This is a genomic window from Pseudomonas sp. Os17 (genome assembly GCF_001547895.1).
Lineage (GTDB): Bacteria > Pseudomonadota > Gammaproteobacteria > Pseudomonadales > Pseudomonadaceae > Aquipseudomonas.
On record NZ_AP014627.1, the window covers coordinates 1079909 to 1102374 of the forward strand.

Annotated in this window: 20 protein-coding genes and 1 pseudogene; 13 read left to right on the forward strand and 8 right to left on the reverse strand. The window is 64.8% G+C overall.

The genetic code is table 11. From position 1 onward, the window contains the following. Positions 1-408 precede the first annotated feature (408 nt). From POS17_RS04830 to POS17_RS04840, 3 genes are all read left to right on the forward strand, one after another. Entirely contained in the window at positions 409-2208 is a 1800-nt protein-coding gene (locus POS17_RS04830) for a DUF1302 domain-containing protein (protein WP_060837583.1), read from the forward strand. 24 nt (positions 2209-2232) lie between these two features. Next, entirely contained in the window at positions 2233-3600 is a 1368-nt protein-coding gene (locus POS17_RS04835; protein ID WP_060837584.1) for a DUF1329 domain-containing protein, read from the forward strand. Between the two features lie 149 nt (positions 3601-3749). Further along, entirely contained in the window at positions 3750-6305 is a 2556-nt protein-coding gene (locus tag POS17_RS04840) for a LuxR C-terminal-related transcriptional regulator (protein ID WP_060837585.1), read from the forward strand. A gap of 10 nt (positions 6306-6315) precedes the next feature. Here POS17_RS04840 and POS17_RS04845 read toward each other — a convergent pair whose 3' ends face one another. Continuing rightward, complete coding sequence (locus POS17_RS04845) at positions 6316-7116, reverse strand: IclR family transcriptional regulator (RefSeq protein ID WP_060837586.1); 801 nt, start codon at positions 7114-7116, stop codon at positions 6316-6318. 167 nt (positions 7117-7283) lie between these two features. On the opposite strand from POS17_RS04845, the gene hmgA reads away from it, so the two are divergent. The 4 genes from hmgA (at position 7284) to POS17_RS04865 (ending at position 12056) form a co-directional block, all read left to right on the forward strand. Beyond that, on the forward strand, positions 7284-8588 hold the full coding sequence (gene hmgA, locus POS17_RS04850; protein ID WP_060837587.1) for a homogentisate 1,2-dioxygenase: 1305 nt from the start codon (positions 7284-7286) through the stop codon (positions 8586-8588). Positions 8589-8591: 3 nt separating this feature from the next. Further along, positions 8592-9896, forward strand: coding sequence for a fumarylacetoacetase (gene fahA, locus POS17_RS04855; protein ID WP_060837588.1), 1305 nt, complete (start codon positions 8592-8594; stop codon positions 9894-9896). Positions 9897-9907: 11 nt separating this feature from the next. Then, positions 9908-10546: a maleylacetoacetate isomerase gene (gene maiA, locus POS17_RS04860; RefSeq protein ID WP_060837589.1), complete on the forward strand. Its 639-nt coding sequence runs from the start codon at positions 9908-9910 to the stop codon at positions 10544-10546. Positions 10547-10685: 139 nt separating this feature from the next. Next, positions 10686-12056 carry an MFS transporter gene (locus tag POS17_RS04865; RefSeq protein WP_060837590.1) on the forward strand — a complete coding sequence of 457 codons (1371 nt, stop codon included), beginning with the start codon at positions 10686-10688 and terminating at the stop codon, positions 12054-12056. Between the two features lie 13 nt (positions 12057-12069). Here the strand turns inward: POS17_RS04865 and POS17_RS04870 are convergent, their stop codons facing one another. The 3 genes from POS17_RS04870 to POS17_RS04880 all read right to left on the reverse strand — a co-directional run bounded on the left by POS17_RS04870 (position 12070) and on the right by POS17_RS04880 (position 14283). Continuing rightward, the gene (locus tag POS17_RS04870) at positions 12070-12537 is read right to left on the reverse strand and encodes a GNAT family N-acetyltransferase (protein ID WP_015634198.1); all 468 of its coding nucleotides are present in this window, start codon (positions 12535-12537) and stop codon (positions 12070-12072) included. A 56-nt stretch (positions 12538-12593) separates the two neighbouring features. Continuing rightward, positions 12594-13406 (reverse strand): class I SAM-dependent methyltransferase, encoded by an 813-nt coding sequence (locus POS17_RS04875; protein WP_060837591.1) that lies wholly within the window; start codon positions 13404-13406, stop codon positions 12594-12596. 73 nt (positions 13407-13479) lie between these two features. Then, positions 13480-14283, reverse strand: coding sequence for a SirB1 family protein (locus POS17_RS04880; protein ID WP_060837592.1), 804 nt, complete (start codon positions 14281-14283; stop codon positions 13480-13482). A gap of 182 nt (positions 14284-14465) precedes the next feature. Here POS17_RS04880 and POS17_RS04885 point away from each other — a divergent pair, with 182 nt between their 5' ends. From POS17_RS04885 to POS17_RS04895, 3 genes are all read left to right on the forward strand, one after another. Next, positions 14466-15485 carry a Leu/Phe/Val dehydrogenase gene (locus tag POS17_RS04885; RefSeq protein WP_060837593.1) on the forward strand — a complete coding sequence of 340 codons (1020 nt, stop codon included), beginning with the start codon at positions 14466-14468 and terminating at the stop codon, positions 15483-15485. A gap of 106 nt (positions 15486-15591) precedes the next feature. Continuing rightward, positions 15592-15846 (forward strand): hypothetical protein, encoded by a 255-nt coding sequence (locus POS17_RS04890; protein ID WP_060837594.1) that lies wholly within the window; start codon positions 15592-15594, stop codon positions 15844-15846. Then, positions 15843-16268 carry a hypothetical protein gene (locus tag POS17_RS04895; protein WP_060837595.1) on the forward strand — a complete coding sequence of 142 codons (426 nt, stop codon included), beginning with the start codon at positions 15843-15845 and terminating at the stop codon, positions 16266-16268. The genes POS17_RS04890 and POS17_RS04895 overlap by 4 nt, the downstream gene beginning before the upstream one ends. Positions 16269-16445: 177 nt before the next feature. On the opposite strand, the pseudogene POS17_RS04900 reads toward POS17_RS04895, so the two are convergent. Continuing rightward, positions 16446-16700 (reverse strand): annotated as a pseudogene (locus tag POS17_RS04900) (YebG family protein); the annotation flags it as partial. Positions 16701-16966: 266 nt separating this feature from the next. Here POS17_RS04900 and POS17_RS04905 point away from each other — a divergent pair. Then, positions 16967-17467, forward strand: coding sequence for a phosphate-starvation-inducible protein PsiE (locus POS17_RS04905; RefSeq protein ID WP_016968029.1), 501 nt, complete (start codon positions 16967-16969; stop codon positions 17465-17467). On the opposite strand, the gene POS17_RS04910 is transcribed toward POS17_RS04905, so the two are convergent. The 3 genes from POS17_RS04910 to POS17_RS04920 form a co-directional block, all read right to left on the reverse strand. Further along, positions 17464-17781, reverse strand: coding sequence for a DUF3509 domain-containing protein (locus POS17_RS04910; RefSeq protein ID WP_060837597.1), 318 nt, complete (start codon positions 17779-17781; stop codon positions 17464-17466). The two genes, POS17_RS04905 and POS17_RS04910, sit on opposite strands and share 4 nt — an antisense overlap. Before the next feature lie 219 nt (positions 17782-18000). Continuing rightward, positions 18001-19302: a serine/threonine transporter gene (locus tag POS17_RS04915; RefSeq protein WP_060837598.1), complete on the reverse strand. Its 1302-nt coding sequence runs from the start codon at positions 19300-19302 to the stop codon at positions 18001-18003. Between the two features lie 63 nt (positions 19303-19365). Further along, positions 19366-20742 (reverse strand): L-serine ammonia-lyase, encoded by a 1377-nt coding sequence (locus POS17_RS04920; RefSeq protein WP_060837599.1) that lies wholly within the window; start codon positions 20740-20742, stop codon positions 19366-19368. A 135-nt stretch (positions 20743-20877) separates the two neighbouring features. Here POS17_RS04920 and POS17_RS04925 point away from each other — a divergent pair, with 135 nt between their 5' ends. Together POS17_RS04925 and POS17_RS04930 are read left to right on the forward strand one after the other, a co-directional pair. Next, a complete protein-coding gene (locus POS17_RS04925; protein ID WP_060837600.1) occupies positions 20878-21825 on the forward strand; it encodes a LysR substrate-binding domain-containing protein in 948 nt (315 codons plus the stop codon). 213 nt (positions 21826-22038) lie between these two features. Beyond that, complete coding sequence (locus POS17_RS04930) at positions 22039-22446, forward strand: HPF/RaiA family ribosome-associated protein (RefSeq protein WP_060837601.1); 408 nt, start codon at positions 22039-22041, stop codon at positions 22444-22446. Positions 22447-22466 lie beyond the last annotated feature (20 nt).

Sequence of the window (22466 nt, forward strand, 5' to 3'; positions counted from 1 at the left end):
GCTACAAAATCAACGTCAGTGAACCCGGTGTCGCGACTTGAACCCAACCCCTTCAAGCCGCCTGGAAACTGATTCGGGGAACCCGGTTGCCGGGTGCTTCCCGTGGCAGTGGCGTGGTGCTGTTTGCCGTGACTGCGGGGCAAGAATAAGCCCTGGCCCGCCGTGGAAAAATAGCGATTCAGGACAAGGACTGTTACAGCCTGAGCAACAGTTCCAAGTGAGCGCCCGCCAATCGGATCGACGCCCCTGATGGGGGCGTATCCAGCCCATGGATAGACCGCTGGAGCGCCCCAGAGGCAAGGGCATTCATCCTTTCGAGCGACAACGCGAATACCTCCTTGGTGCGCTTATCGGCCGTGGCACCCCGGCAGTAGGGTGACTTCTCCTGTCATTCACCGGGGAAGACGCATGACAAAAACAACAATGCGCGCCATCTTCACACCGCAGGCGTTGGCCGCCGCGGTGGCACTGGGCTGTTGCAGCCAGGTGCAAGCGGTTTCGTTCAACATCGGGGAAATCGAAGGGCAGTTCGACTCGTCGCTATCGGTCGGCGCCAGCTGGGGCATGCGCGATGCCGACCGGGCGTTCGTCGGCACGGTCAACGGCGGGACCGCGCAGTCTTCCACCGGCGACGATGGCCGCCTGAACTTCAAGAAGGGCGAGACCTTCTCGAAGATCTTCAAGGGCCTGCATGACCTGGAGCTCAAGTACGGCGACACCGGCGTCTTCGTGCGCGGCAAGTACTGGTACGACTTCGAGCTCAAGGACGAGGATCGCGAGTTCAAGCCCATCAGCGATCACAACCGCAAGGAAGGCGCCAAGTCCGCAGGCGGGCAGATCCTCGACGCCTTCGTCTACCACAACTACTCCATCGCCGACCTGCCGGGCACCGTGCGCGCCGGCAAGCAGGTGGTCAGCTGGGGCGAGAGCACCTTCATCGGCAACTCCATCAACAGCATCAACCCGGTGGACGTCTCGGCCTTTCGCCGCCCGGGGGCCGAGATCAAGGAAGGCCTGGTGCCGGTGAACATGCTGTTCGCCTCCCAGGGCCTGACCAACCAGTTGACTGTGGAAGGTTTCTATCAGCTGGAGTGGGACCAGACCGTGGTGGACAACTGCGGCACCTTCTTCGGCAACGATGTGGTGGCCGACGGCTGCACCACCGGCTACACCGTCGGCAGCCCGGCGATCGCGCCCCTGCAACCGGTTGCCGCGGCGTTCGGCCAGGGCTTTCAGGTGTCCCGTGAAGGGGTGATCCTGCCCCGTGGCGGCGACCGCGATGCCCGGGATTCCGGGCAGTGGGGCGCCGCTCTGCGCTGGCTAGGCGATGACACCGAGTACGGCCTGTATTTCATGAACTACCATGCGCGCAGCCCGGTGGTGAGCACCACCACGGCCAACATCAGTCCGGCCACCCTGGGGGCTATTGGTGCCGCAGGAGCTGCGGCCGCGCCCACGGTTCCCGGCGCGGGAGCCAGCCTGGTGCAAAGCGTGATGCTCGGCCGTGGCCAGTACTATCTGGAATACCCCGAAGACATCCGCCTGTATGGCGCCAGCTTCTCCACCACGCTGCCCACCGGCACCGCCTGGACCGGCGAGATCAGCTACCGCCCCAACGCCCCGGTGCAGGTCAACACCAACGACCTGACCCTGGCCCTGCTCAACCCGATTGCCGGCGGCGCGGCGTCGCCGATCAAGACCGCCCTGGGCGCCGACAACACCGGCTACCGGCGCAAGGAAATCACCCAGATCCAGAGCTCCATGACCCAGTTCTTCGACCAGGTGCTGGGGGCCGACCGCCTGACCCTGGTGGGCGAGGCCGCGGTCGTCCACGTCGGCGGCCTGGAAGACAAGAGCAAGCTGCGCTACGGCCGTGACTCGGCCTACGGCCAGTACGGCTATGGCGGCGATACCGGCGGTTTCGTCACCGCCACCTCCTGGGGCTATCGGGCCCGGGCGATCCTCGACTACAGCAACGTCATCGCCGGGATCAACTTCAAGCCCAACCTGTCCTGGTCCCATGACGTCAACGGCTACGGTCCCAACGGCCTGTTCAACCAGGGCGCCAAGGCCCTGAGCGTCGGGGTCGATGCCGACTACCGCAATACCTACACCGCCAGCCTCAGCTACACCGACTTTTTTGGCGGGCGCTACAACACCCTCACCGACCGGGACTTCCTCGCCTTGAGCTTTGGCGTGAACTTCTGAACCGGCACAAGAAGGAGCACTTGAATGCGCAACATGATTCTGCAATGCAGCGCCCTGGCACTGAGCCTGTGGGCGGCCAACCTGATGGCCGCGGTGAGCCCGCAAGAAGCGGCCCAGCTGGGCACCAGCCTGACGCCCCTGGGGGCGCAGAAGGCCGGCAACGCCGATGGCTCGATCCCGGCCTGGACCGGCGGCCTCCCGAAGAACGCCGGGGCGGTGGACAGCAAGGGCTTTCTCGCCGACCCGTTCGCCAATGAAAAGCCGCTGTTCATCATCACCGCGGCCACGGCGGACCAGTACAAGGACAAGCTGTCCGACGGTCAGTTGGCGATGTTCAAGCGCTACCCGGACAGCTACCGGATTCCGGTCTACCCGACCCATCGCAGCGTCGGCCTGCCACCGGAGATCTACGAGTCGGCCAAGCGCAGCGCGTTGAACGTGACCACCACCAACGATGGCAACGGTCTGGCCAACTTCACCGGCAACCGCTACTACGCCTTCCCGATTCCGAAGAACGGCATCGAGGTGCTGTGGAACCACTTGACCCGCTATCACGGCGGCAACCAGAAACGCATCATCACCCAGGCCACCCCGCAGACCAACGGCAGCTACACCTCGATCCGCTTTGAGGAGGAAGTGGCGGCGCCGCAACTGATCCCCGACCTGGACCCGGCCAAGGGCGCCAACGTGCAGAACTTCTTCAAGCAGTCGGTGACCGCCCCGGCGCGGCTGGCGGGCAACGTGCTGCTGGTCCATGAAACCCTGGACCAGGTCAAGGAGCCCCGCTCGGCGTGGATCTACAACGCCGGGCAGCGTCGGGTGCGCCGCGCCCCGCAAGTGGCCTACGACGGTCCGGGCACTGCCGCCGACGGCCTGCGCACCTCGGACAACTTCGACATGTTCTCCGGCGCCCCCGACCGCTACGACTGGAAGCTGGTGGGCAAGAAGGAGATGTACATCCCCTACAACAGCTACAAGCTGGACTCGCCGAGCCTCAAGTACGACGACATCATCAAGGCCGGACACATCAACCAGGACCTGACCCGCTACGAGCTGCACCGGGTCTGGGAGGTGGTGGGCACGGTCAAGCCGAACCAGCGGCACATCTACGCCACCCGGCACATGTACATCGACGAGGACAGCTGGCAGGTGGCCCTGGTGGATCACTACGACGGCCGTGGCCAGCTGTGGCGGGTCGCCGAAGGTCACGCGCAGTACTACTACGACCATCAGGTCCCGGCCTACACCCTGGAAGCCCTGTATGACCTCAACGCCGGTCGCTACCTGGCCCTGGGCATGAAGAACGAGGAAAAGCACAGCCTGGAATTCGGCTTTGCCGCCAAGGCGGCCGACTACACCCCGGCCGCCTTGCGCGCCAGCGGGGTGCGCTAGGCCGCAGGTGACGCAGGCGCTCGAAAGGCGACCGCCCGGTCGCCTTTTTTATGGCAGGGGATCAGCCCGCTGAATACTTCTTCAACAGGCCGGGAGGTCGGGGCTAGGGTGGGGGCACGCTGGCAAAAACTATAAAAAGGCTCGCCGCAATGACTGCCATGACTCGTTGTCTAGAGCGTCCCGGGTTCATGCCCCGTTTGTCTTCCCATCATTCTCCACGCCGCCACTTGAGTGAGCCCCTGCTGCTCTCCAGCGCGCGGGTCAAATTGTTGTGCGCCCCCGCCGGCAGCGGCAAGACCGCACTGCTCAGCGAATGCCTGCAGCAGGCCCCCGAGGGCTGCCGGGTCATCTGGTTGCCCCTGGGCGGCACCCGGCAGACGCCCGAGGACCTGTGTCGCGCCCTGGCCCAGGCGTTGGGCCTGGCCGCTGCCGAACCGGCTGCGCTGCTGGCTCATCTGGCCCAGCTGCCGGGCCCGGCCTGGCTGTGTCTCGATGACTATTGCCGGCTGCCGGCGGCCGATCTGGACCTGCTGCTGGACCGCTTGCTGAGCGTCGACAACCCCGCGCTCACCTGGTGGATCGGCAGTCGCCGCCGGCCTCAATGCAACTGGCCACGACTGTTGCTGGACGACCAGCTGCATGAACTGGACGGCAGCGCCCTGGCGTTCAGCCAGGACGATATCGAGCGCTTGCTGCAGCGCCTGCCGCAGCCGTTGTGCGCCCAGACCGCCAGCCGCGTCCTGCAACGCAGCGGTGGCTGGTGCGCGGGGGTGCGTATCGCCTTGCTCGACGGCAGCGAGTGGGTCAGCCAACCCTGCAAGCCCGGGCGTCCCAACACCTTGCTCGAATACCTGGAGCACGAGCTGTTCAGCGTGCTGTCGGCGGAACTGGCGGAAGTCTGGCAAGTGCTGGCCCATATGCCGCGGTTCAATGCCGAGCTGTGCGAGCACCTGTTCGGCGCCGGAGAAGGGGCCCGGTACCTGCGGACCCTGCAGGACCTGGGCTGCTTTATCGAACCCTGGGAAGGCGGTGCCGACTGGCTGCAGGTGTTTGCGCCCCTGGCCCGGCTGATGCGCGATGAGGCCTGGCCTGCGGGACGCTCCTGGCATCGCCGGGCCTGCCAGTGGTTTACCGCCCAGGAGGATTGGCAGTCGGCCTTTGAACAGGCGCTGCTGGCCCAGGAGTATGAAGTGGCGGTCAGCCTGCTGGAGCACTTCAATGTCGAGTTCCTGTTCCAGCGCCACAATGGCTTGCTGCTGTTGCAACTGCACGAACGCCAGGGCGCCGAGCTGTTGCTGGGCAGTCCGCAGTTACTGGGGCTGCTGGTGGCGGCCATGCTGTTTGCCGGACGCTTCGAGCAGGCCGGGCAGTGCATGGCCCAGATGGCCCGTTTCACGCCGCAGGCGTCGGCCGCCGACCAGCGCCAGCTGCTGGCCCGCTGGCAGGCGCAGCAGGGCTGGCTGTTGCATCTGGGCGGGCGCATGGAGGCCGCGCGGCAGCACTTTCGCGAAGCCCTGAACGAGTTGGACGACAGCGCCTGGACCATCCGCTTGCTGTGTTTGTCCGGCCTGACCCAGCAAGCGTTGCTGTGCGGCGAGCTGGATGTGGCCCAGTCCCTCAATCGGCAAGCCCTGTGCCTGGCCCGGGCCCAGGATGCGCAGTTGTTCGAGGGCCTGCTGGAACTCGACCATGCCCAACTGCTGGAACAACGCGGCGCGCCGCATCGGGCGCAAAGCCTGCTGGAGCAGGTGCTCGAGCGATTGTCCGGGCAAGCGCTGCGGGCCACGCCCCTGCTGGGGCGCCTGGCCTTGCGCCTGGGGCGTCTGGCCCTGCGCCAGGGACAGGATCAGCAAGCGGCCGGGTATTTTCGCCGGGGCCTTGAGGATTGCCTGGTCAGTCATGACAAGCGCGCCTTGTATGGCTTTCTCGGCGAGGCGCAGTTGGCGGCCAACCAGGGCGACTACGCCCAGGCCTTCGTCCGCCTGCGAGACGCCGAGCGACTGATGCAGCAACGGCAGATCCCGGACAGCGTCTACCGTGGCGTGCTGTTGCAGGTCAGCAGCCAGCTCTGGCTGCAGCAGGGGCGGGCGGATCTGGCTCACGAAGCCCTGAGTCGGGTACTGCGGCATTATCGCGGGCCCCAGGCACTGCAGGCGCCGCCGGCCAGTCTGGAGCTGATCCCGAGTATCGAATGCCTGCTGGTGCTGGCCGAGGTGCATCTGGGGCGGGCCCAGGCACCGGTGGCCAGCTTGCAGGGGCTGCTGGCCCGGGCCCGGCGCCACGGCATGCTGGGCCTGGAGGTCCAGGTGCAGTTGGTGCTGGCCGAGGTGGCCTTCAGGCTCGACGATCAGGCTCTGGCGGCCCAGGCCCTGCAGGCCGGACAGGAACTGGCGGCGCGCTGCAATCAGCCCCACGCCCTGCACGAGTTGCGCCTGCGGCAACCCGGCTTGCTGGCGCCAGCCGACAGCCCGCCAGCCATGGCGGCCCAGGCGCCGCCAGAGCATCACGAGAGCCTGCTCAGCCTGCGGGAGCTGCAGGTGCTGCAATTGATCGCCCAGGGCTGCTCCAACCAGCAGATTGCCGAGCAGTTGTTCATCTCTCTGCACACGGTGAAGACCCACGGCCGCAGGATCCACAGCAAGCTGGGGGTGGAGCGGCGCACCCAGGCCGTGGCCAAGGCCCAGGCCCTGGGGCTGATGAGCTGAGGGGGGGCGGTTACTCGGGCTGCGGCTGATAACCCATGCGCCAGCTCACGGCGGCGCTGGCCGCCAGCAGGCGCTGGGCCGCCGGCCCATGTTCATCGGCGTGAAACAGCGAAGTCGGTCCCACCACGGTCAGCACGGCGGCGATCTTGCCGGTGGCATCGAACACCGGGGCCGACAGCGCATCGACCCCGGGCATCAGCAGGCCGTGGACATGGTGCAGGCCGCGCTGGCGAATCTGCTGCGCCAGTGCATCGTGAACCTGGGGATCGGCCAGTGCATGGGGCTCGCTGCCGGCCAGTTCCTGCTGACGCAGGTCGAGGGTTTCCCGTTGTGGCAGGTAGGCGTTGAACACCAGGCCGGTGGATGAACTGAGCAGCGGCAGCACCGAACCCAGTTGAGTGACCACGGTCACCGCCCGTACCGCCGGTTCGATGTGCACCACGGTCGCGCCCTGGTTGCCCCACACCGCAAGGAAGCAGGTTTCGTTCAGCTCATCCCGCAGTTCCGCCAGGGGCAGGGCGCCGACCTTCAGCACATCCATGCTGCCCAGGGCCGCGAGGCCGACCCGCAGGGCTTCGCGACCCAGGCCGTAATGATTGGTGGCGGTGTTCTGCTCGGCAAAACCGCTGGCGATCAACGCCTGCAGATAACGGTGCACCTTGCTCGCCGGCATCTGCACATGTTCGGCCAGGCGCGAAAGAGAAGTGGCCGGTGACAGTTCGGCCAGGGCCTTGAGGATGTCGGTGCCGACTTCGGCCGAGCGGACTTTCTGTTTACCGGTGCTGTCGCTGGTGCTGCGCGGCTTTTCCATGGAGGTGTCGGGGTCCCGTGACAAGTGGCGGTCTTTATAGCTTGACGCTCATAGGCAATCAAATTACGTTATGCGTAATTGGATTACGATAAAAATAACCCAGGCGTGCCGATAACTCTTGTGAAGGAGTAGTGGGCCCCTGCCTATTCCAACTTCCAGGAGGCTCCATGAACCTCGATTCTTCGGCGTCGGCCCTCAGCTACCAATCGGGCTTCGGCAATGAATTCGCCAGCGAAGCCCTGCCGGGCGCACTGCCCGTCGGCCAGAACTCCCCGCAAAAAGCCCCTTACGGCCTGTACGCCGAACTGTTTTCCGGCACCGCCTTCACCATGACCCGCAGCGAAGCCCGGCGCACCTGGATGTACCGCATCCAGCCTTCGGCCAAGCACCCGGCTTTTGCCAAGCTGGCGCGGCAACTGGCAGGCGGCCCGTTGGGTGAAGTCACCCCCAACCGCCTGCGCTGGAGCCCCTTGCAGATACCTGGCGAGCCCACCGACTTCATCGACGGCCTGGTGGCCATGGTGGCCAACTCGGCGGCGCAGCATCCAGCCGGTATCAGCGTCTATCACTACCGCGCCAACCGCTCGATGGAGCGGGTGTTCTTCAACGCCGATGGCGAGTTGCTGCTGGTGCCGGAACTGGGCCGCCTGCGCATCGTCACCGAGTTGGGTGTGCTGCAGCTGGAGCCGCTGGAGATCGCCGTGCTGCCTCGCGGCCTGAAATTCCGCGTCGAGCTGCTGGACCCGCAAGCCCGTGGCTACGTTGCCGAGAACCACGGTGCGCCGTTGCGCCTGCCGGACCTCGGGCCCATTGGCAGCAACGGCCTGGCCAACCCTCGCGACTTCCTGGCGCCGGTGGCCCATTACGAAGACCTGCGCCAGCCCACCACGCTCATCCAGAAATACCTCGGCGAACTCTGGGGCTGCGAGCTCGACCACTCGCCGCTGAACGTCGTCGCCTGGCACGGCAACAACGTGCCGTACAAATACGACCTGCGCCGTTTCAACACCATCGGCACGGTCAGCTTCGACCACCCGGACCCGTCGATCTTCACCGTCTTGACCTCGCCCACCAGCGTGCCGGGCCTGGCCAACCTGGATTTCGTGATCTTCCCGCCACGCTGGATGGTGGCCGAGAACACCTTCCGTCCACCGTGGTTCCACCGCAACCTGATGAACGAGTTCATGGGCCTGATCCAGGGCGCCTACGATGCCAAGGCCGAAGGCTTCCTGCCCGGCGGGGCGTCGCTGCACAGCTGCATGAGCGCCCACGGCCCGGACGGCGAAACCTGCACCAAGGCGATCAACGTCGAGCTGCAGCCGGCCAAGATCGACAACACCATGGCCTTCATGTTCGAAACCAGCCAGGTGCTGCGCCCGAGCCAGTTCGCCCTGGAATGCCCGGAGCTGCAGAACGACTACGATGCTTGCTGGGCCTCGCTGCCCGTCACCTTCAACCCGAATCGGAGATAACCCATGACCTTGCCCACCATCACCCGTAGCTGGGTCGAGTCCGCCAACGGTCACCCCGACTTCCCGTTGCAGAACCTGCCCCTGGGCGTCTTCAGCACCCAGGGTTCGGCGCCCCGCAGCGGGGTCGCCATCGGCGAACAGATTTTCGACCTGGAAGCGGCGCTGGACGCCGGCCTGTTCGAAGGCCAGGCCAAGGCCGCGGTGCAAGCCGCCCGTGGTGGTCAGTTGAACGCGTTCTTCGAGCTCGGCCGCCCGGCCCGGGTCGCCCTGCGTGAGCGCCTGCTGGAGTTGCTCGGCGAAGGCAGCAGCCTGCGCGGCAAGATCGAGGCCCTGGGCGCAAAACTGCTGCCCCTGGCGGCCGATTGCCAGATGCACCTGCCGGCCAAGATCAATGACTACACCGACTTCTATGTGGGCATCGAGCACGCGCAGAACGTCGGCAAGCTGTTCCGCCCCGACAACCCCCTGCTGCCCAACTACAAGTACGTGCCCATCGGTTATCACGGCCGGGCCTCGACCATCCGGGTTTCCGGTGCCGACGTGCGCCGGCCCAAGGGCCAGACCCTGCCGGCCGGGCAGAGCGAGCCGACCTTCGGCCCCTGCGCGCGGCTGGACTACGAGCTGGAGCTGGGGATCTGGATCGGCCAGGGCAACGAGATGGGCGAGCCGATCGCGATTGGCGACGCCGCCGAGCACATCGCCGGCTTCTGCCTGCTCAACGACTGGTCGGCGCGGGATATCCAGGCCTGGGAATACCAGCCGCTGGGCCCGTTCCTGTCGAAGAGCTTCATCACCAGCATTTCGCCCTGGGTGGTGACCGCCGAAGCCCTGGAGCCGTTTCGCCAGGCCCAGGCGCAGCGTCCGGAAGGCGATCCGCAACCGCTGCCGTACCTGCTGGACCCGCGCGACCAGGCCGCTGGCGGCTTCGACATCGAACTGGAAGTGCTGCTGATCACCCAGGCCATGCGCGAGCAGGGCCTGCCGGCTCACCGCCTGACCCTGAGCAACACCCAGTACATGTACTGGACCGTGGCCCAGATGGTCGCGCACCACAGCGTCAACGGTTGCCAGTTGCAGGCGGGCGACCTGTTTGGTTCGGGCACCTTGTCCGGTCCGCAGAGCGGCCAGTTCGGCAGCCTGCTGGAAATCACCGAGGGCGGCAAGAAACCCATCGAGCTGGCCTCCGGCGAGGTGCGCAAGTTCCTCGAAGACGGCGATGAAATCATCCTGCGCGGGCGTTGCCGCCGCGAAGGCTTCGCCTCCATCGGCTTCGGCGAATGCCGTGGCACGGTCCAACCGGCGCGTTAAGGGAGAGCCCCATGCAGCTCTATACCTACTACCGTTCCACCGCGTCCTATCGGGTGCGAATTGCCCTGGCCCTCAAGGGCCTGGATTTCCAGGCCATCCCGGTCAACCTGCTGGTGCCCAAGGGCGGCGCCAACCGCCAGCCGGAATACCTGGAGATCAACCCCCAGGGGCGGGTACCGGCGCTGCGCACCGATGACGGCGACCTGTTGATCCAGTCCCTGGCGATCATCGAGTACCTGGAGGAACGTTATCCACAGGTGCCGCTGCTGTCCGAGGACCTGGCCAGCCGTGCCCGGGAACGGGCGGTGGCGGCGATCATCGGCTGCGACGTCCATCCGCTGCACAACTCCAGCACCCTCAATCTGCTGCGCGAGTGGGGGCATGAGGAAGAACAGTTGCTGGTGTGGATCGACCACTGGATCAGCCAGGGCCTGGCGGCCCTGGAACAGCTGATCGGCGATCAGGGGTTCTGTTTCGGCGCCGAGCCGGGGCTGGCCGATGTGTTCCTGATTCCCCAGCTGTACGCGGCCGAGCGTTTCAAGGTGTCCCTGGAAAACTACCCGCGGATTCTCCGGGTCGCGGCCCTGGCGGCCGAACACCCGGCGTTCCAGGCCGCGCACCCGGCCAACCAGCCGGACACCCCGGCCTGAGCCTGCGCGCGGCCCCGGCATCCGGGGCCGCGCGGCATCCGCATCACCCGGGCCCCGCAAGGGGGCCCGAGCGGTCACCACCGGTGACCTGTGCAACACCGCTGCCCATCACCATAAAAAACCGAACAGGTACCTTGCGATGCAAAATCAGATTGCCAGCTTTCGCGCGGCGCTCGACGCCCGCCCGGTGTCCCGCTACCAGTGGTTGCTCCTGTTGCTTCTCGCCTTGCTGTTGGTCACCGATGGCTACGATGCCCAGGTCCTGGGGTATGTGGTGCCGGCCCTGGCTCAGAACTGGGGCCTGGAAAAGGCTGCCTTCGGCCCGGTGTTCAGCGCCAACCTGTTGGGCCTGACCCTGGGCTCCCTGGCAGTGACGCCCCTGGCGGACCGTTTTGGCGTGCGGCGCATCCTGCTTTGCTGTGTGCTGATCTACGCCAGCCTGACGGTGCTGATGGTGTTCGCCCATTCTCTGCAGAGCCTGATGGTGGCGCGCTTTATCTGCGGCATCGGCATGGGTGGGGCGATGCCCAGCGCCATGGCGCTGATGTCGGAATACTCGCCGCCGCGCCTGCGCACCCTGATGGTCACCCTGGCGGCCTGTGGTTTCTCCTTTGGCGGTGCTGCCGGTGGTTTTGTGGCCGCCGGCTTCATCGATCGCTTTGGTTGGGAGGCGGTGTTCCTTGCCGGTGGCATCACCCCGCTGCTGTTGTTTCCTTTCCTGCTCTGGCGCTTGCCCGAATCGCTGCCGCGGCTGCTGCGCGATGCACCGCCTTATGCGCGGCTGCGCAAGCTCACCGCACAGATGCTTCCGGGTTGGCAGCCGCCGGCTGCCGAGCTGGGCCGCGACGAAGCGCAGGCGGACAGCAAGCTCACGGTGCTGGAACTGTTTCTCCACGGTTATGCGCGGCCGACCCTGCTGATCTGGTCGACCTTTTTCGTCAGCTTGATCCTGCTGTATTTCATGATCAGCTGGCTGCCGACGCTGCTGCTGGAGAGTGGCCTGGCGCTGCAGCAGGCCAACCTGGTGACCTCGATGTTCCTCTTCGCCGGCACCCTCGGCGCGATCTGCATGGCCTGGTTCGCCGACCGCCTGAAACGCAAGGTGCGCCTGCTGGCGGTGGTGCTCGCGGCGGCTGCGCTGTGCACCGTGCTGCTGGGGCTGAACCACGACAACCCGCGCTACCTGGTGCTGTTCGTGTTTGCCGCGGGCTTTTGCATCATCGGTGGCCAGCTGACCCTGAATGCCTTCGCCAGCAACTTCTACCCGGCCCAGGTGCGCGCCACCGGCACCGGCTGGGCTTTGGGCGTGGGGCGTTTCGGTTCGATCCTCGGTCCGCTGTTCGGCAGCATGCTGCTGGCGATGCATATTCCGGTGCAGCAGATTTTCTTCTTCTGTGGGATTCCGGCCCTGCTTGCGGCGTTGTTGATCATCCAGGTGCGTTCGCCCCTGGCGTCGGCCTCGGGTGAGGCGGGGCCGGCCGTGCAACGGCAGGCCCCGCTCAAGTCCTGAGGGGCGGGGTGGTTCAGCGTGCCAGGTGCTTGATCATCGGCACGCAGGCCAGGGTCAGGCCCCGGGGCGACTGGTACTGGGCGATGCGCTCACCGACAAAGCCACAGCGGCGATAGAAGTCGGCGGCGTTGAGGGTCGAGTCCAGGATCAGGTGGGGCAACTCGGCCTCCAGCGCCCGTTCTTCGAGGTACTCCATCATCTTGCGGCCGATGCCGCGTCCCATGTAGGCCGGGTCGACGAACACCGCGTCGACCTGCCCGGTCTCCAGGTCGAGCATGCCGCTGGCGGTCACCTGATTGTCGATGACCGCGACATGGCCGGTGTTTTCCACCACTTCGATGAAGTAGTCGCTCAGTTCGCCAGCCGTCCAGACCTGGAGGTCCGCTTCGGGGTAATGGCCGGCGCACTGCTGGTTGATGGCCTGGTTGCGAATGTCGAAGACCCGTTGCGCGTCGGCGCCGTGGGCTTTTCTGATGAGCATGCTGTGTCCGTTCCCTGGAGTTAGCCGCCCATCCTGCCAGAGCCCGGGCGCTGCTGTCATGCGGCCCTGGCCTGTATCAGCAACAGCCCCCAGCCGGTGGGCAGGGTGCCGTCTGCGCATTGCAAGTGCCGGGTGGCGTCGTGCAGCTCCTGCTTCATCCTGGCGCGGTTGGCAGGGCTCAGGCGATCCAGGTCGTAGGTGTCGCCGAGGGCAACCCAGAGTTCCTCGAAGGTTGGCGTCCAGGGCAGGTCCAAGTCTTCGAAGTGCAGCGCGGTGAAGTGCCGACCCAGCAGTTGCCGCCAGCCATCCTCCGACTGCGCCCGTGGGTCCACCAGGGGCAGGTGCGCCAGGTGGTCGCGTCGGGCGGCGGCGCGGAACACCTGCAGGTAGTGCTGGCCCAGTTCCCCGAGGAGAAATTTCCGGCCGACCACCGCTGACAGTTGGCCGCCCGGGACCAGCACTCGATGAGCCTCCTGCAGCACCTGCTCGATATCGCTCATGAGCATCAGCGCCAGGTGGGAAAGCACCGCGTCGACGCTGGCGCTGGCGAGGGAAAGGGCTTGCGCCCGCTCCTCCAGCAGCAGGCCCCGGCCCGCCAGGCGCACATGGGCCGCCTGTAATTCGGTGGCGCTCATGTCGACCCCGAGCAACCGTGCCGTGGGGTGGTGCCTGGCCAGCAGGTCGAGCAGGAAACCGTCGCCGCAACCCAGGTCCAGCACCCGCGCCTCGGGTGGCAGGGCCTTGAGGGTGGTTGCCAGTATGTCGTAGGAGGAACCACGCCCTGCCAGGCTCAGCCCGGCGAAGGCCGGTGGCGTGGTGCCGGGGTGGCGCTGGTGGAAATCCTGGAGGAAGCGTTCGGCGCTGTTCATGCTTTTTCATCCTTGCAGCAGGCGGGTGGGCGGCGGGCATTGTTGCACGGCAGGCGCGGAACCGCGGGGGGATTCAGTGCACGATGGTGTTGGGCGGCAGGTGCCCCAGGCGTTCGGTCAGGCGCAGGCGCTGGATCGGGTCGTCGCTGAGCAGCAGGGCGTGCTCCAGGTCGAAGCGCTCGGCATTCGGGCATTCCAGGCGCTGGTAGAGGCTGGCCCGGGCCAGGTAGTCGGCGGCGGTGCCATTGCCCAGCTCCAGTACGCGCTCGGCATTGATCAGGGCCCCCAGGTGGTCGTCGTAGGACAGGTGCAACTGGCGCAGGTTGCGCGACAGGCGCTGGAACATCTGCGTGGGCTCGGCGCTGACCAGGTGTTCGGCACTGAGCTTGATGTGGGCACCGTATTGGCGTTGCAGCAGTTCCCGGCAGTCGGCGGGGTACAAGCGGCGTCCGCCGCAGGGATCGAGCAAATGATCGGCGCCGGGCACCCGCAGCAGGAAGTGCCCGGGGAAGTTCACGCCCACCAGGGGAATCTGCAAGCGTTGCGCCAGCTCCAGGGCGATCAGCGCCAGGGCCAGGGGCTGTCCGCGGCGCGTCTCCAGGACCTTGTCCATCAGCGCTGCCTGGGGCCGCAGGGGCAGGTGTTCGTCCTGCTGGAAGCCCAGGTCGTTCATCCGGCGCAACAGCGGCTGGCCCAGTTCGTTTGCCGGCAGAGGGGGCAGGCTGTGGCCGATCTGCAGTTGGATTTCCTTGAAGGCTTCCAGCTGGCGTTCGGGGACCAGTTGCGGGGCGTGTTCGGCGGCAATCCACAGGGCCGCCTCCAGCAGAGCGGGCGGCGAGCGGTGCAGGCAGGCGAAAAAGGCTTGGCGCGGGTTCATCTCAACCTCCGACGGATGCCTCGTTTTAGCCTCGTGGCGCCGCTTCGTCCAGTGCTGACACAGGTGGTTGCAGGTTATTTCCCAATGCCTGCAAACACTCTCGGCTTATTCCTGCGCGGCGCAGCAAATTCCAGGCGCAAGCCTATACTGGCGACTACCAGAAGTGATTCGGGAGCCTGTCGATGTTTGCTCTCATGCACAGCACCCGCCTTGAATCGCTGCACCTCAGCGTCGACCCCAGCACCGGGTTGAAGGCAGTGATCGCCATCCACAACAACCGCCTGGGGCCCGCCCTGGGCGGTTGCCGTTATCTGGCCTATCCCGACGCCACCAGTGCCGTGGAAGATGCCGCGCGCCTGGCCCGGGGCATGAGTTACAAGGCCGCCCTGGCCGGATTGCCGCAAGGTGGCGGTACCGCGGTGATCATCCGCCCGGCCCATGTGGAAAATCGCGCCGCGCTGTTCGAGGCCTTTGGCCGCTGCGTCGAGCAACTGGACGGCCGCTACATCACCGCCATCGACAGCGGCACCTCGGTGGCCGACATGGACTGCATCGCCCAGCAGACTCGCTATGTCACCAGCACCAGCGCTGCCGGCGATCCTTCGCCCCACGCTGCCATGGGGGTGTTCGCCGGCATCCGCAGCACGGCCATGGCGCGCCTGGGCAGCGACAACCTGGAAGGCCTGCGGGTGGCGATCCAGGGCCTGGGCAACGTCGGCTTCGCCCTGGCCGAACAACTGCATGCGGTCGGGGCCGAACTGCTGGTCAGCGACATCGATGCCGGCAAGGTGCAACTGGCCATGGAGCAACTGGGCGCCCATCCGATTGCCAACGATGCGCTGCTCAGCACCCCCTGCGACATCCTTGCGCCGTGCGGCCTGGGGGCCGTGCTCAACAGTCATAGCGTGGCGCAATTGCGCTGCGCGGCGGTGGCGGGGTCGGCCAACAACCAACTGACCAACCTGGAGGTGGCCGACCAGCTTGAACGTCGCGGCATCCTTTATGCGCCGGATTACGTGATCAATGCTGGCGGGCTGATTTATGTCTCGCTCAAGCACCGGGGCGAGGAGCTGTCGACCATCACCGCCCACCTCTCGAAGATCAGTTCACGGCTGACCGAAGTTTTCGCCCACGCCCAGGCGGAAAAACGCTCCCCGGCGCGGGTGGCCGATGAGCTGGCGGAGCGGGTGCTGTATCGCTAGGCCCAGGCCTTCATCCTTGCCCACGCCCTCTGTAGTATCTGGCCCCGAAAACGCGGCGCTGAACCCGCCCCCTGGCAGGCCCAATGGACAAGGAATGTATTCGACGATGCGTGAAGCACTGGATAGTGGGCTGGATGAGCAGCTGTCTTGCCTGTTGCGGGCAGGGGCGGATATAGAGTCGGTGCGCAATATTCTTGTGCTGTACCGGGACCGGGGCTTTTCGGCGGCGGCGGTGTACAACTACCTGGCATTACTCAGGCTTGATGCATCCGATGCGGCCGAGGACCGAATCCTGGAAGCCATGGATATCGCGTCCGGCCATTGCTCGGCAGGTTGCAGGGTATGGGGCGTTGGGCAATGACCGTGGCAGATGCGGACAAAACGTTTGCCGAGTGTTCAGTCAGGGATCTGCAGCGATACGCTGCGACCTGCCTGGAGGCGTACTGCCAGGGGAAGGGCATTCGCCATTGCGCTGTCGATGCGCTGATCCGGCACCTCAAGGATTATCCGGACAGGGGTTCTGTACTGGCCTGGGAGCGGGCCGGGGCCTTGCTGGCGTTGAATGGTCGCGGGGATGACTGGCCACAGGACCTTGTCGCTCTGATACCGCCCTCGGAGACCGAGGCGTTCTCCAGCCTCGTCGACAGCGCGGTGGAGGTTGGCCTTGTCGACCTGTTTGGCGAATCGACTGATTTGCCGGTGACCTTTGTGCGCAAGATCACTTCCATACTGCGTGGCCAGTCTCTCGATCTGCCCGAGTTGCCAGGACCAAGGGCCATTTGAGCGGCCGTTGTGCACGCCGCTTTCGGTTATCCGCAGGCATGAAAAAAGCCCTGGGTCATGGACACAGGGCTGATTCAATTCGCGTGAAACCTACTTTGCCGCCTTGGCCGCTTTCGCCGGTTTGGCTGGCGCCTCGGCTTCGGCAGGTTGCTGCGCCTCGACCGCTTCCACCACGGGGGCGGGGGCGCTGAGCAACTCGGACAACGCATCCGGCTGGCTCTTGAATGCCTTGGCGAACACATCGCGATTTTTCGCCATGTAGATCCCGGCTTCTTCCACCTGCTGCTCGCTCAACGACGGCACGGCTTTCTGCAACACTTGCGCCAGCAATTCAGCCAGTTCGAGCATTTTGTCATGACGGTCAGCTTCGGCTTTATCCATGAACAAGCGCTCCAGATCTCGGCTGCTGCGGTATACCACTTCGACGGCCATTCACCACCTCACATGCCTTCACGATAATGGGTCTGTATAAACACTGTATCTATATACAGGTCGAGAGAATAGGCGAATCCTTTTCCCTTGGATAGTGGCTTTTTAATGTAGACGGATTTTTTTTCCCGGGCCGATTGTTACCGGGCCGTGCCTCGTTGCAAGTGGCCACCATCTCATTGACGGCTCCTGGCCTTTTTTCTGCATGCAGAACAACCGTCACGTCCAATCCGCATCATCCGGTCGAACCGACCTAAGGAAGTACCATCGTGAAAATCAATTGGGCCGAGAACCTGCGGCAGAACGTCCATCAGTTGGCCGAATCCCTGGGCAACCTGTTCGTCGAGACATTTCATTACCTGGCGCTGTTCGCCATTGGTGCGGTGACCGCCTGGGCCGCGGTGATGGAATTCTTGCAGATGATCGAGGCAGGGCACATCAAGATCGATGACATCCTGCTGTTGTTCATCTACCTGGAGTTGGGGGCGATGGTCGGTATCTACTTCAAGACCAACCACATGCCGGTGCGCTTCCTGATCTACGTGGCGATCACCGCGCTGACCCGGCTGCTGATCTCCAACGTTTCCCACCACAACCCGCCGGACCTGGGGATCATCTACCTGTGCGGCGGCATCCTGTTGCTGGCCTTCGCCATTCTGGTGGTGCGCTACGCCTCGTCGCAATTTCCCTCGGTGAAGATCGAGCATCCGCAGCGCAAGCTCGGCGCCGGCTCCGGCGAGCACCCTGAAGTGGAGAAGGGCGAGCTTTAAATCCTCAGGGCCTGGGGCGCGGGCTTGTGGCCGGCGGGCGGCAACTGCGCCAGGTTGTCGCCGTTGGTCATGGCTTCGAGGATGGCCACGGCGCTGTGGCCCTGTTCGATGGCGATGCCGAACTGGATGCTCTGCACCAGGCGCTTGATGCGTTGCGGGTCATTGCGCTGGGCCGCGCTGATGATGCGTTTGGCCACCACCCGACCGGCCTGGGACAGGGTCAGCATGATGCTGCCGTCCAGGCCCTGGATGCTCAGGTTGACCTGATAGTCCGGGGTGAAGGTGTCGGTAATCAGTTGGAAGGGGTTGTCCATGATGCCTCACCGCTTGATTGGGTCGTGCAGTCATTGACCGGCAGGGCGCGCAATAGGTTCGCGATTCCAGACCACTGGCCGGTCGTTCGCCGAGGTTTGTCTACGTCCGTGTGGCTCAAGGACGAACAAAGCAAGGGGCATGCCGGGAACCGCGGGAGGCAATGATTGCAGGGATAAAAAAGCGGACCGCAAGGTCCGCTTTTTTTATTCCGGTCCGTTTCAGGGCAGGAACGAGTAAATGATCGCAGACAGTGCGATCAGGCCGATCAACACCACGAACAGGTTCGACAGCTGGCCCGAGTACTGGCGCAGTGAAGGCACCCGCTGGATCGCGTACATCGGCATCAAAAACAGCAGGCAGGCAATCACCGGGCCGCCCAGGGTTTCGATCATGCCGAGGATGCTTGGGTTGAAGGTGGCCACGGCCCAGCAGGTGAGGACCATGAACAGCGCGGTGATCTTTTCCAGCTTGCCGGCCGAGAGGACACGGCCGCGGCTGCGCAGGCTTTTCACGATCAGCCCCTGGAAGCCTTCGCTGGCGCCGATGTAGTGGCCCAGGAACGACTTGGTAATGGCCACCAGGGCGATCAGCGGCGCGGCGTAGGCAATCACCGGGGTCTGGAAGTGGTTGGCCAGGTAGGACAGGATCGAGATGTTCTGTTCCTTGGCCGCCACCAGGTCCGCCGGCGACAGGGCCAGCACACAGCTGAAGCAGAAGAACATCACCGTCAGCACCATCATGCCGTGGGCAGTGGCCAGGATGCCGCTGCTCTTGCGCTCGGCCAGGGCACCGTACTGGCGCTTCTGGTCCACCGCGAAGGCCGAGATGATCGGCGAGTGGTTGAAGGAAAACACCATCACCGGAATCGCCAGCCACAGGGTCTTGAAGAACAGCGGCAGGGCCATGCCTTCGCTGGCCGAGGCGAAGAAGGCGCCGTTCCAGTTGGGGATCAGGCTCAGGGCCAGAAGCAGCAAGGCGGCGACGAACGGATAGACCAGCAGGCTCATGGCCCGCACGATCACGCCCTGGCCGCAACGCACGATGGCCATCAGGCCGAGGATCAGCAGCAGCGACAGCAGCGCCCGGGGCGGTGGCGTCATGTGCAGCTGGTGCTCCATGAAACTGCCCAGGGTGTTGGTCAGGGCCACGCTGTACACCAGCAGGATCGGGAAGATGGCAAAGAAGTACAGCAGGGTGATCAGCTTGCCGGCGCCGATCCCGAAATGTTCCTCGACCACTTCGGTGATGTCCCCGGAGCGTCCGGAGAGGACGAAGCGGGTCAGGCCGCGGTGGGCGAAGAAGGTCATGGGAAAGGCCAGCAGCGCCAGCACGATCAGCGGCCAGAAGCCCCCGACCCCGGCGTTGATCGGCAGGAACAGGGTGCCGGCGCCGATGGCGGTGCCATACAGGCCGAGCATCCAGGTGGTGTCGTGCTTGCTCCAGCCCTGGTGGGCTGTCGCGGTGTCGCGGGGTGTGGCTACAGCAGGGTGTTCGGCAGCAGGTGTCGGTACATCGGTCATCGGTATCGCCTCGTTATTATTTTTGCTCGGGCTCACGTTTTACGGACGGTCAGGCAAGGCTCCTCAGCATTCCACCCAGCTCACCGCCAGGCCGCCCCGTGAAGTTTCTTTGTATTTGTCGTGCATATCGGCGCCGGTATCGCGCATGGTGCGGATCACCCGGTCCAGGGAAATGAAATGCTGGCCGTTGCCGCGCAGGGCCATCTGGGTGGCGTTGATCGCCTTCACCGCGGCAATCGCGTTGCGCTCGATGCACGGCACTTGCACCAGGCCGCCCACCGGGTCGCAGGTCAGGCCGAGGTTGTGTTCCAGGCCGATCTCGGCAGCGTTCTCCAGTTGCTCGGGCGTGGCGCCGAGAACTTCCGCCAGGCCGGCGGCGGCCATGGCGCAGGCCGAGCCCACTTCACCCTGGCAACCGACTTCGGCGCCGGAGATGGAAGCGTTCTTCTTGCACAGGATGCCCACGGCCGCGGCGCCGAGGAAAAAGCTCACGACGTCGTCGTCACAGGCCTGGGGATTGAACTTCATGTAGTAGTGCAGCACCGCCGGAATGATCCCCGCCGCACCATTGGTGGGGGCGGTGACCATGCGGCCGCCGGCGGCGTTTTCCTCGTTCACCGCCAGGGCGTAGAGGTTGACCCACTCCATGGCCGAGAGCGTCGAGGTGATGACGTTCGGCTTGCCGATTTCCAGCAGGCTGCGGTGCAGCTTGGCGGCGCGCCGCGGGACGTCGAGGCCGCCGGGCAGGGTGCCTTCGTGGCGCAGGCCCTGTTCGACGCACTCACGCATCACCGACCAGATATGCAGCAGGCCGCTGCGGATTTCCGCATCGCTGCGCCAGGCCCGTTCGTTGGCCAGCATCAGTTCGCCGACCCGCAGCTTGTGGGTCTTGCACAGGGCCAGCAGTTCGGCGGCGCTGTTGAAGTCGTAAGGCAATTCGACGCTGGCGGCGGCGTCGGCACCGGCCTCGACCTGGGCGGCCTCGATGATGAAGCCACCGCCCACCGAGTAGTAGGTCTGCTCCAGCAGCATGCCCTGCTCGCCGGAGGCGCTCAGGGACATGGCGTTGGGATGGTAGGGCAGGCTTTCGTCCAGCAGCAGCAAGTCCTGCTGCCAGTCAAAGGCGATGGGCGTGCGTCCGCCCAGCAGCAGTTGGCCGCTTTCGCGCAGTTGCGCTATGCAAGGGTTGATGCTGCTGGGGTCGATGCTGTCTGGCCATTGGCCCATCAGGCCCATGACGCTGGCGCGGTCGGTGGCATGGCCGACGCCGGTGGCCGACAGCGAGCCGTAGAGGCGGATTTGCACCCGCTGCACCTGCTGCTCCAGGCCCTGGTCGAACAGTGCCTGGGCGAAGGTGGCGGCGGCGCGCATCGGGCCTACGGTGTGGGAGCTGGAGGGGCCGATACCGACTTTGAAAAGATCGAAAACACTGATAGCCATGCTAAAGCCTTACAAGCAATGGAAGGTGGATCGCTGCCATTTTTTGTAGGCCAAGCGCAATGTCGGCGATACTGCCCGGGTCGGTCGCGGCTGACCAACGAAAATTCCTAAGAGATCCTTTAGCAGGACTAAACAATGAGTCGTCAGTTTCATGCCCAGACCTATGTCTGGCTGCATGTGTTTTCCTGTGCCGCGCGGCACCTGTCCTTCACTCGCTGTGCCGAAGAACTGCACATCACCCCCGGCGCGGTGAGCCAGCAGATTCGCCAGTTGGAAGAGCGCCTGGGGCTGCGCCTGTTTCATCGCCGGCCCCGGGGCGTCGAGCTGAGTGCCGAGGGCCAGCGGCTGGCGCTGACGGTGAGCGAGGCCTACGGCAGCATCGATGCGGAACTGCGGCGCCTGGACGCGGGAATGATCAGCGGCACCTTGCGCCTGCGTTCGATCCCGTCGTTCCTTGGCAAGTGGCTGACCCCGCGTCTGCCGCGGCTGCAGCAGCGTTATCCGGAGATCCAGCTGCGTCTGGTGGCCGAAGACAGCAGCGTGGCCCTGCACGAAGGCGACTTCGATCTGGCCATCGACCTGAACGACGGCAGCTACCCCGGTTTGCAATCCACCGCGCTGCTGGATGAGCAGATCTTTCCTGTGTGTGCCCCGAGCCTCTTGCGCGGCCGACCGCCGCTGCACGGCCCGGCAGACCTGGCGCATTTTCCGCTGTTGCACGACATCACCGCCTGGCGCGGCAGCTACGAATACGCCGAATGGGAGTTTTACCTCAATGCCATCGGTTTCGAGGGCGCGGACGTGCGCCGTGGCCATACCTTCAACCGCAATCACCTGACCATCGAGGCGGCGATTGCCGGCATGGGCGTGGCGATTGCCCGACGCACCCTGCTCAACGACGAGCTGGAGCGCGGCACCCTGATCGTGCCTTTCGGCCTGGCGGTGCCTAACCACAAGCGTTATGTGCTGCTCTATGCGCCGGGCGCGCTGAGTCATCCGGGCGTACGCGCGGTGCATGACTGGCTGGTGGAGGAGGCGGAGATTTTTCGCGGTCTGCACCCTCTGGGAGAGGGGCAATTGTGAGGGGGCAAGCGCAGTAGCCGAGTGGAGCTAACTCCCGACAGTAACAGCGCTTTTGCAGTTTGTCCGGGTTTATTTGCGTATGAATATTTATCTTTTTTTAGGGGTTGAAATGTTCGTCGCCGTGCCTAATTGTGTAACCAAGAGGTCACGAAACGCAGGTCCAAACGCCCTGCCTTGACCCTCTTACGAGCAAGCTGAAATAAGGGAAGAACTATGCAAATCCAAGTCCATAGCGATAACCATATTCAAAGCAGCCTTCGGATGGAGGAGTGGGTGCGCAGCACCGTTGAAAGCACGCTCGAACGCTACGAAGAAGATTTGACCCGGGTCGTGGTCCACCTGCGGGACGAGAACGGCGGCAAGTCGGGTCCGGACGATATGCGCTGCCAGCTGGAAGCCCGTCCGAAAGGTCACCAACCGATTTCCGTGACCCACAAGGCCGACACCCTGGAACAGGCCATCGATGGTGCCACCATCAAGCTGGAAAGCGCCCTGGAGCACATGTTCGGCAAACTGCGCGGCAAACGTGCGGCGGCCGTACCCAGCAGCGATGGCAGCGAGGCCGATGCCCTGCTTGAAGAAGAATTCCTGGAAAACCAACAGGCCGCGCTCAATAGCTGACGGCTGAGCTTCACTCCCAA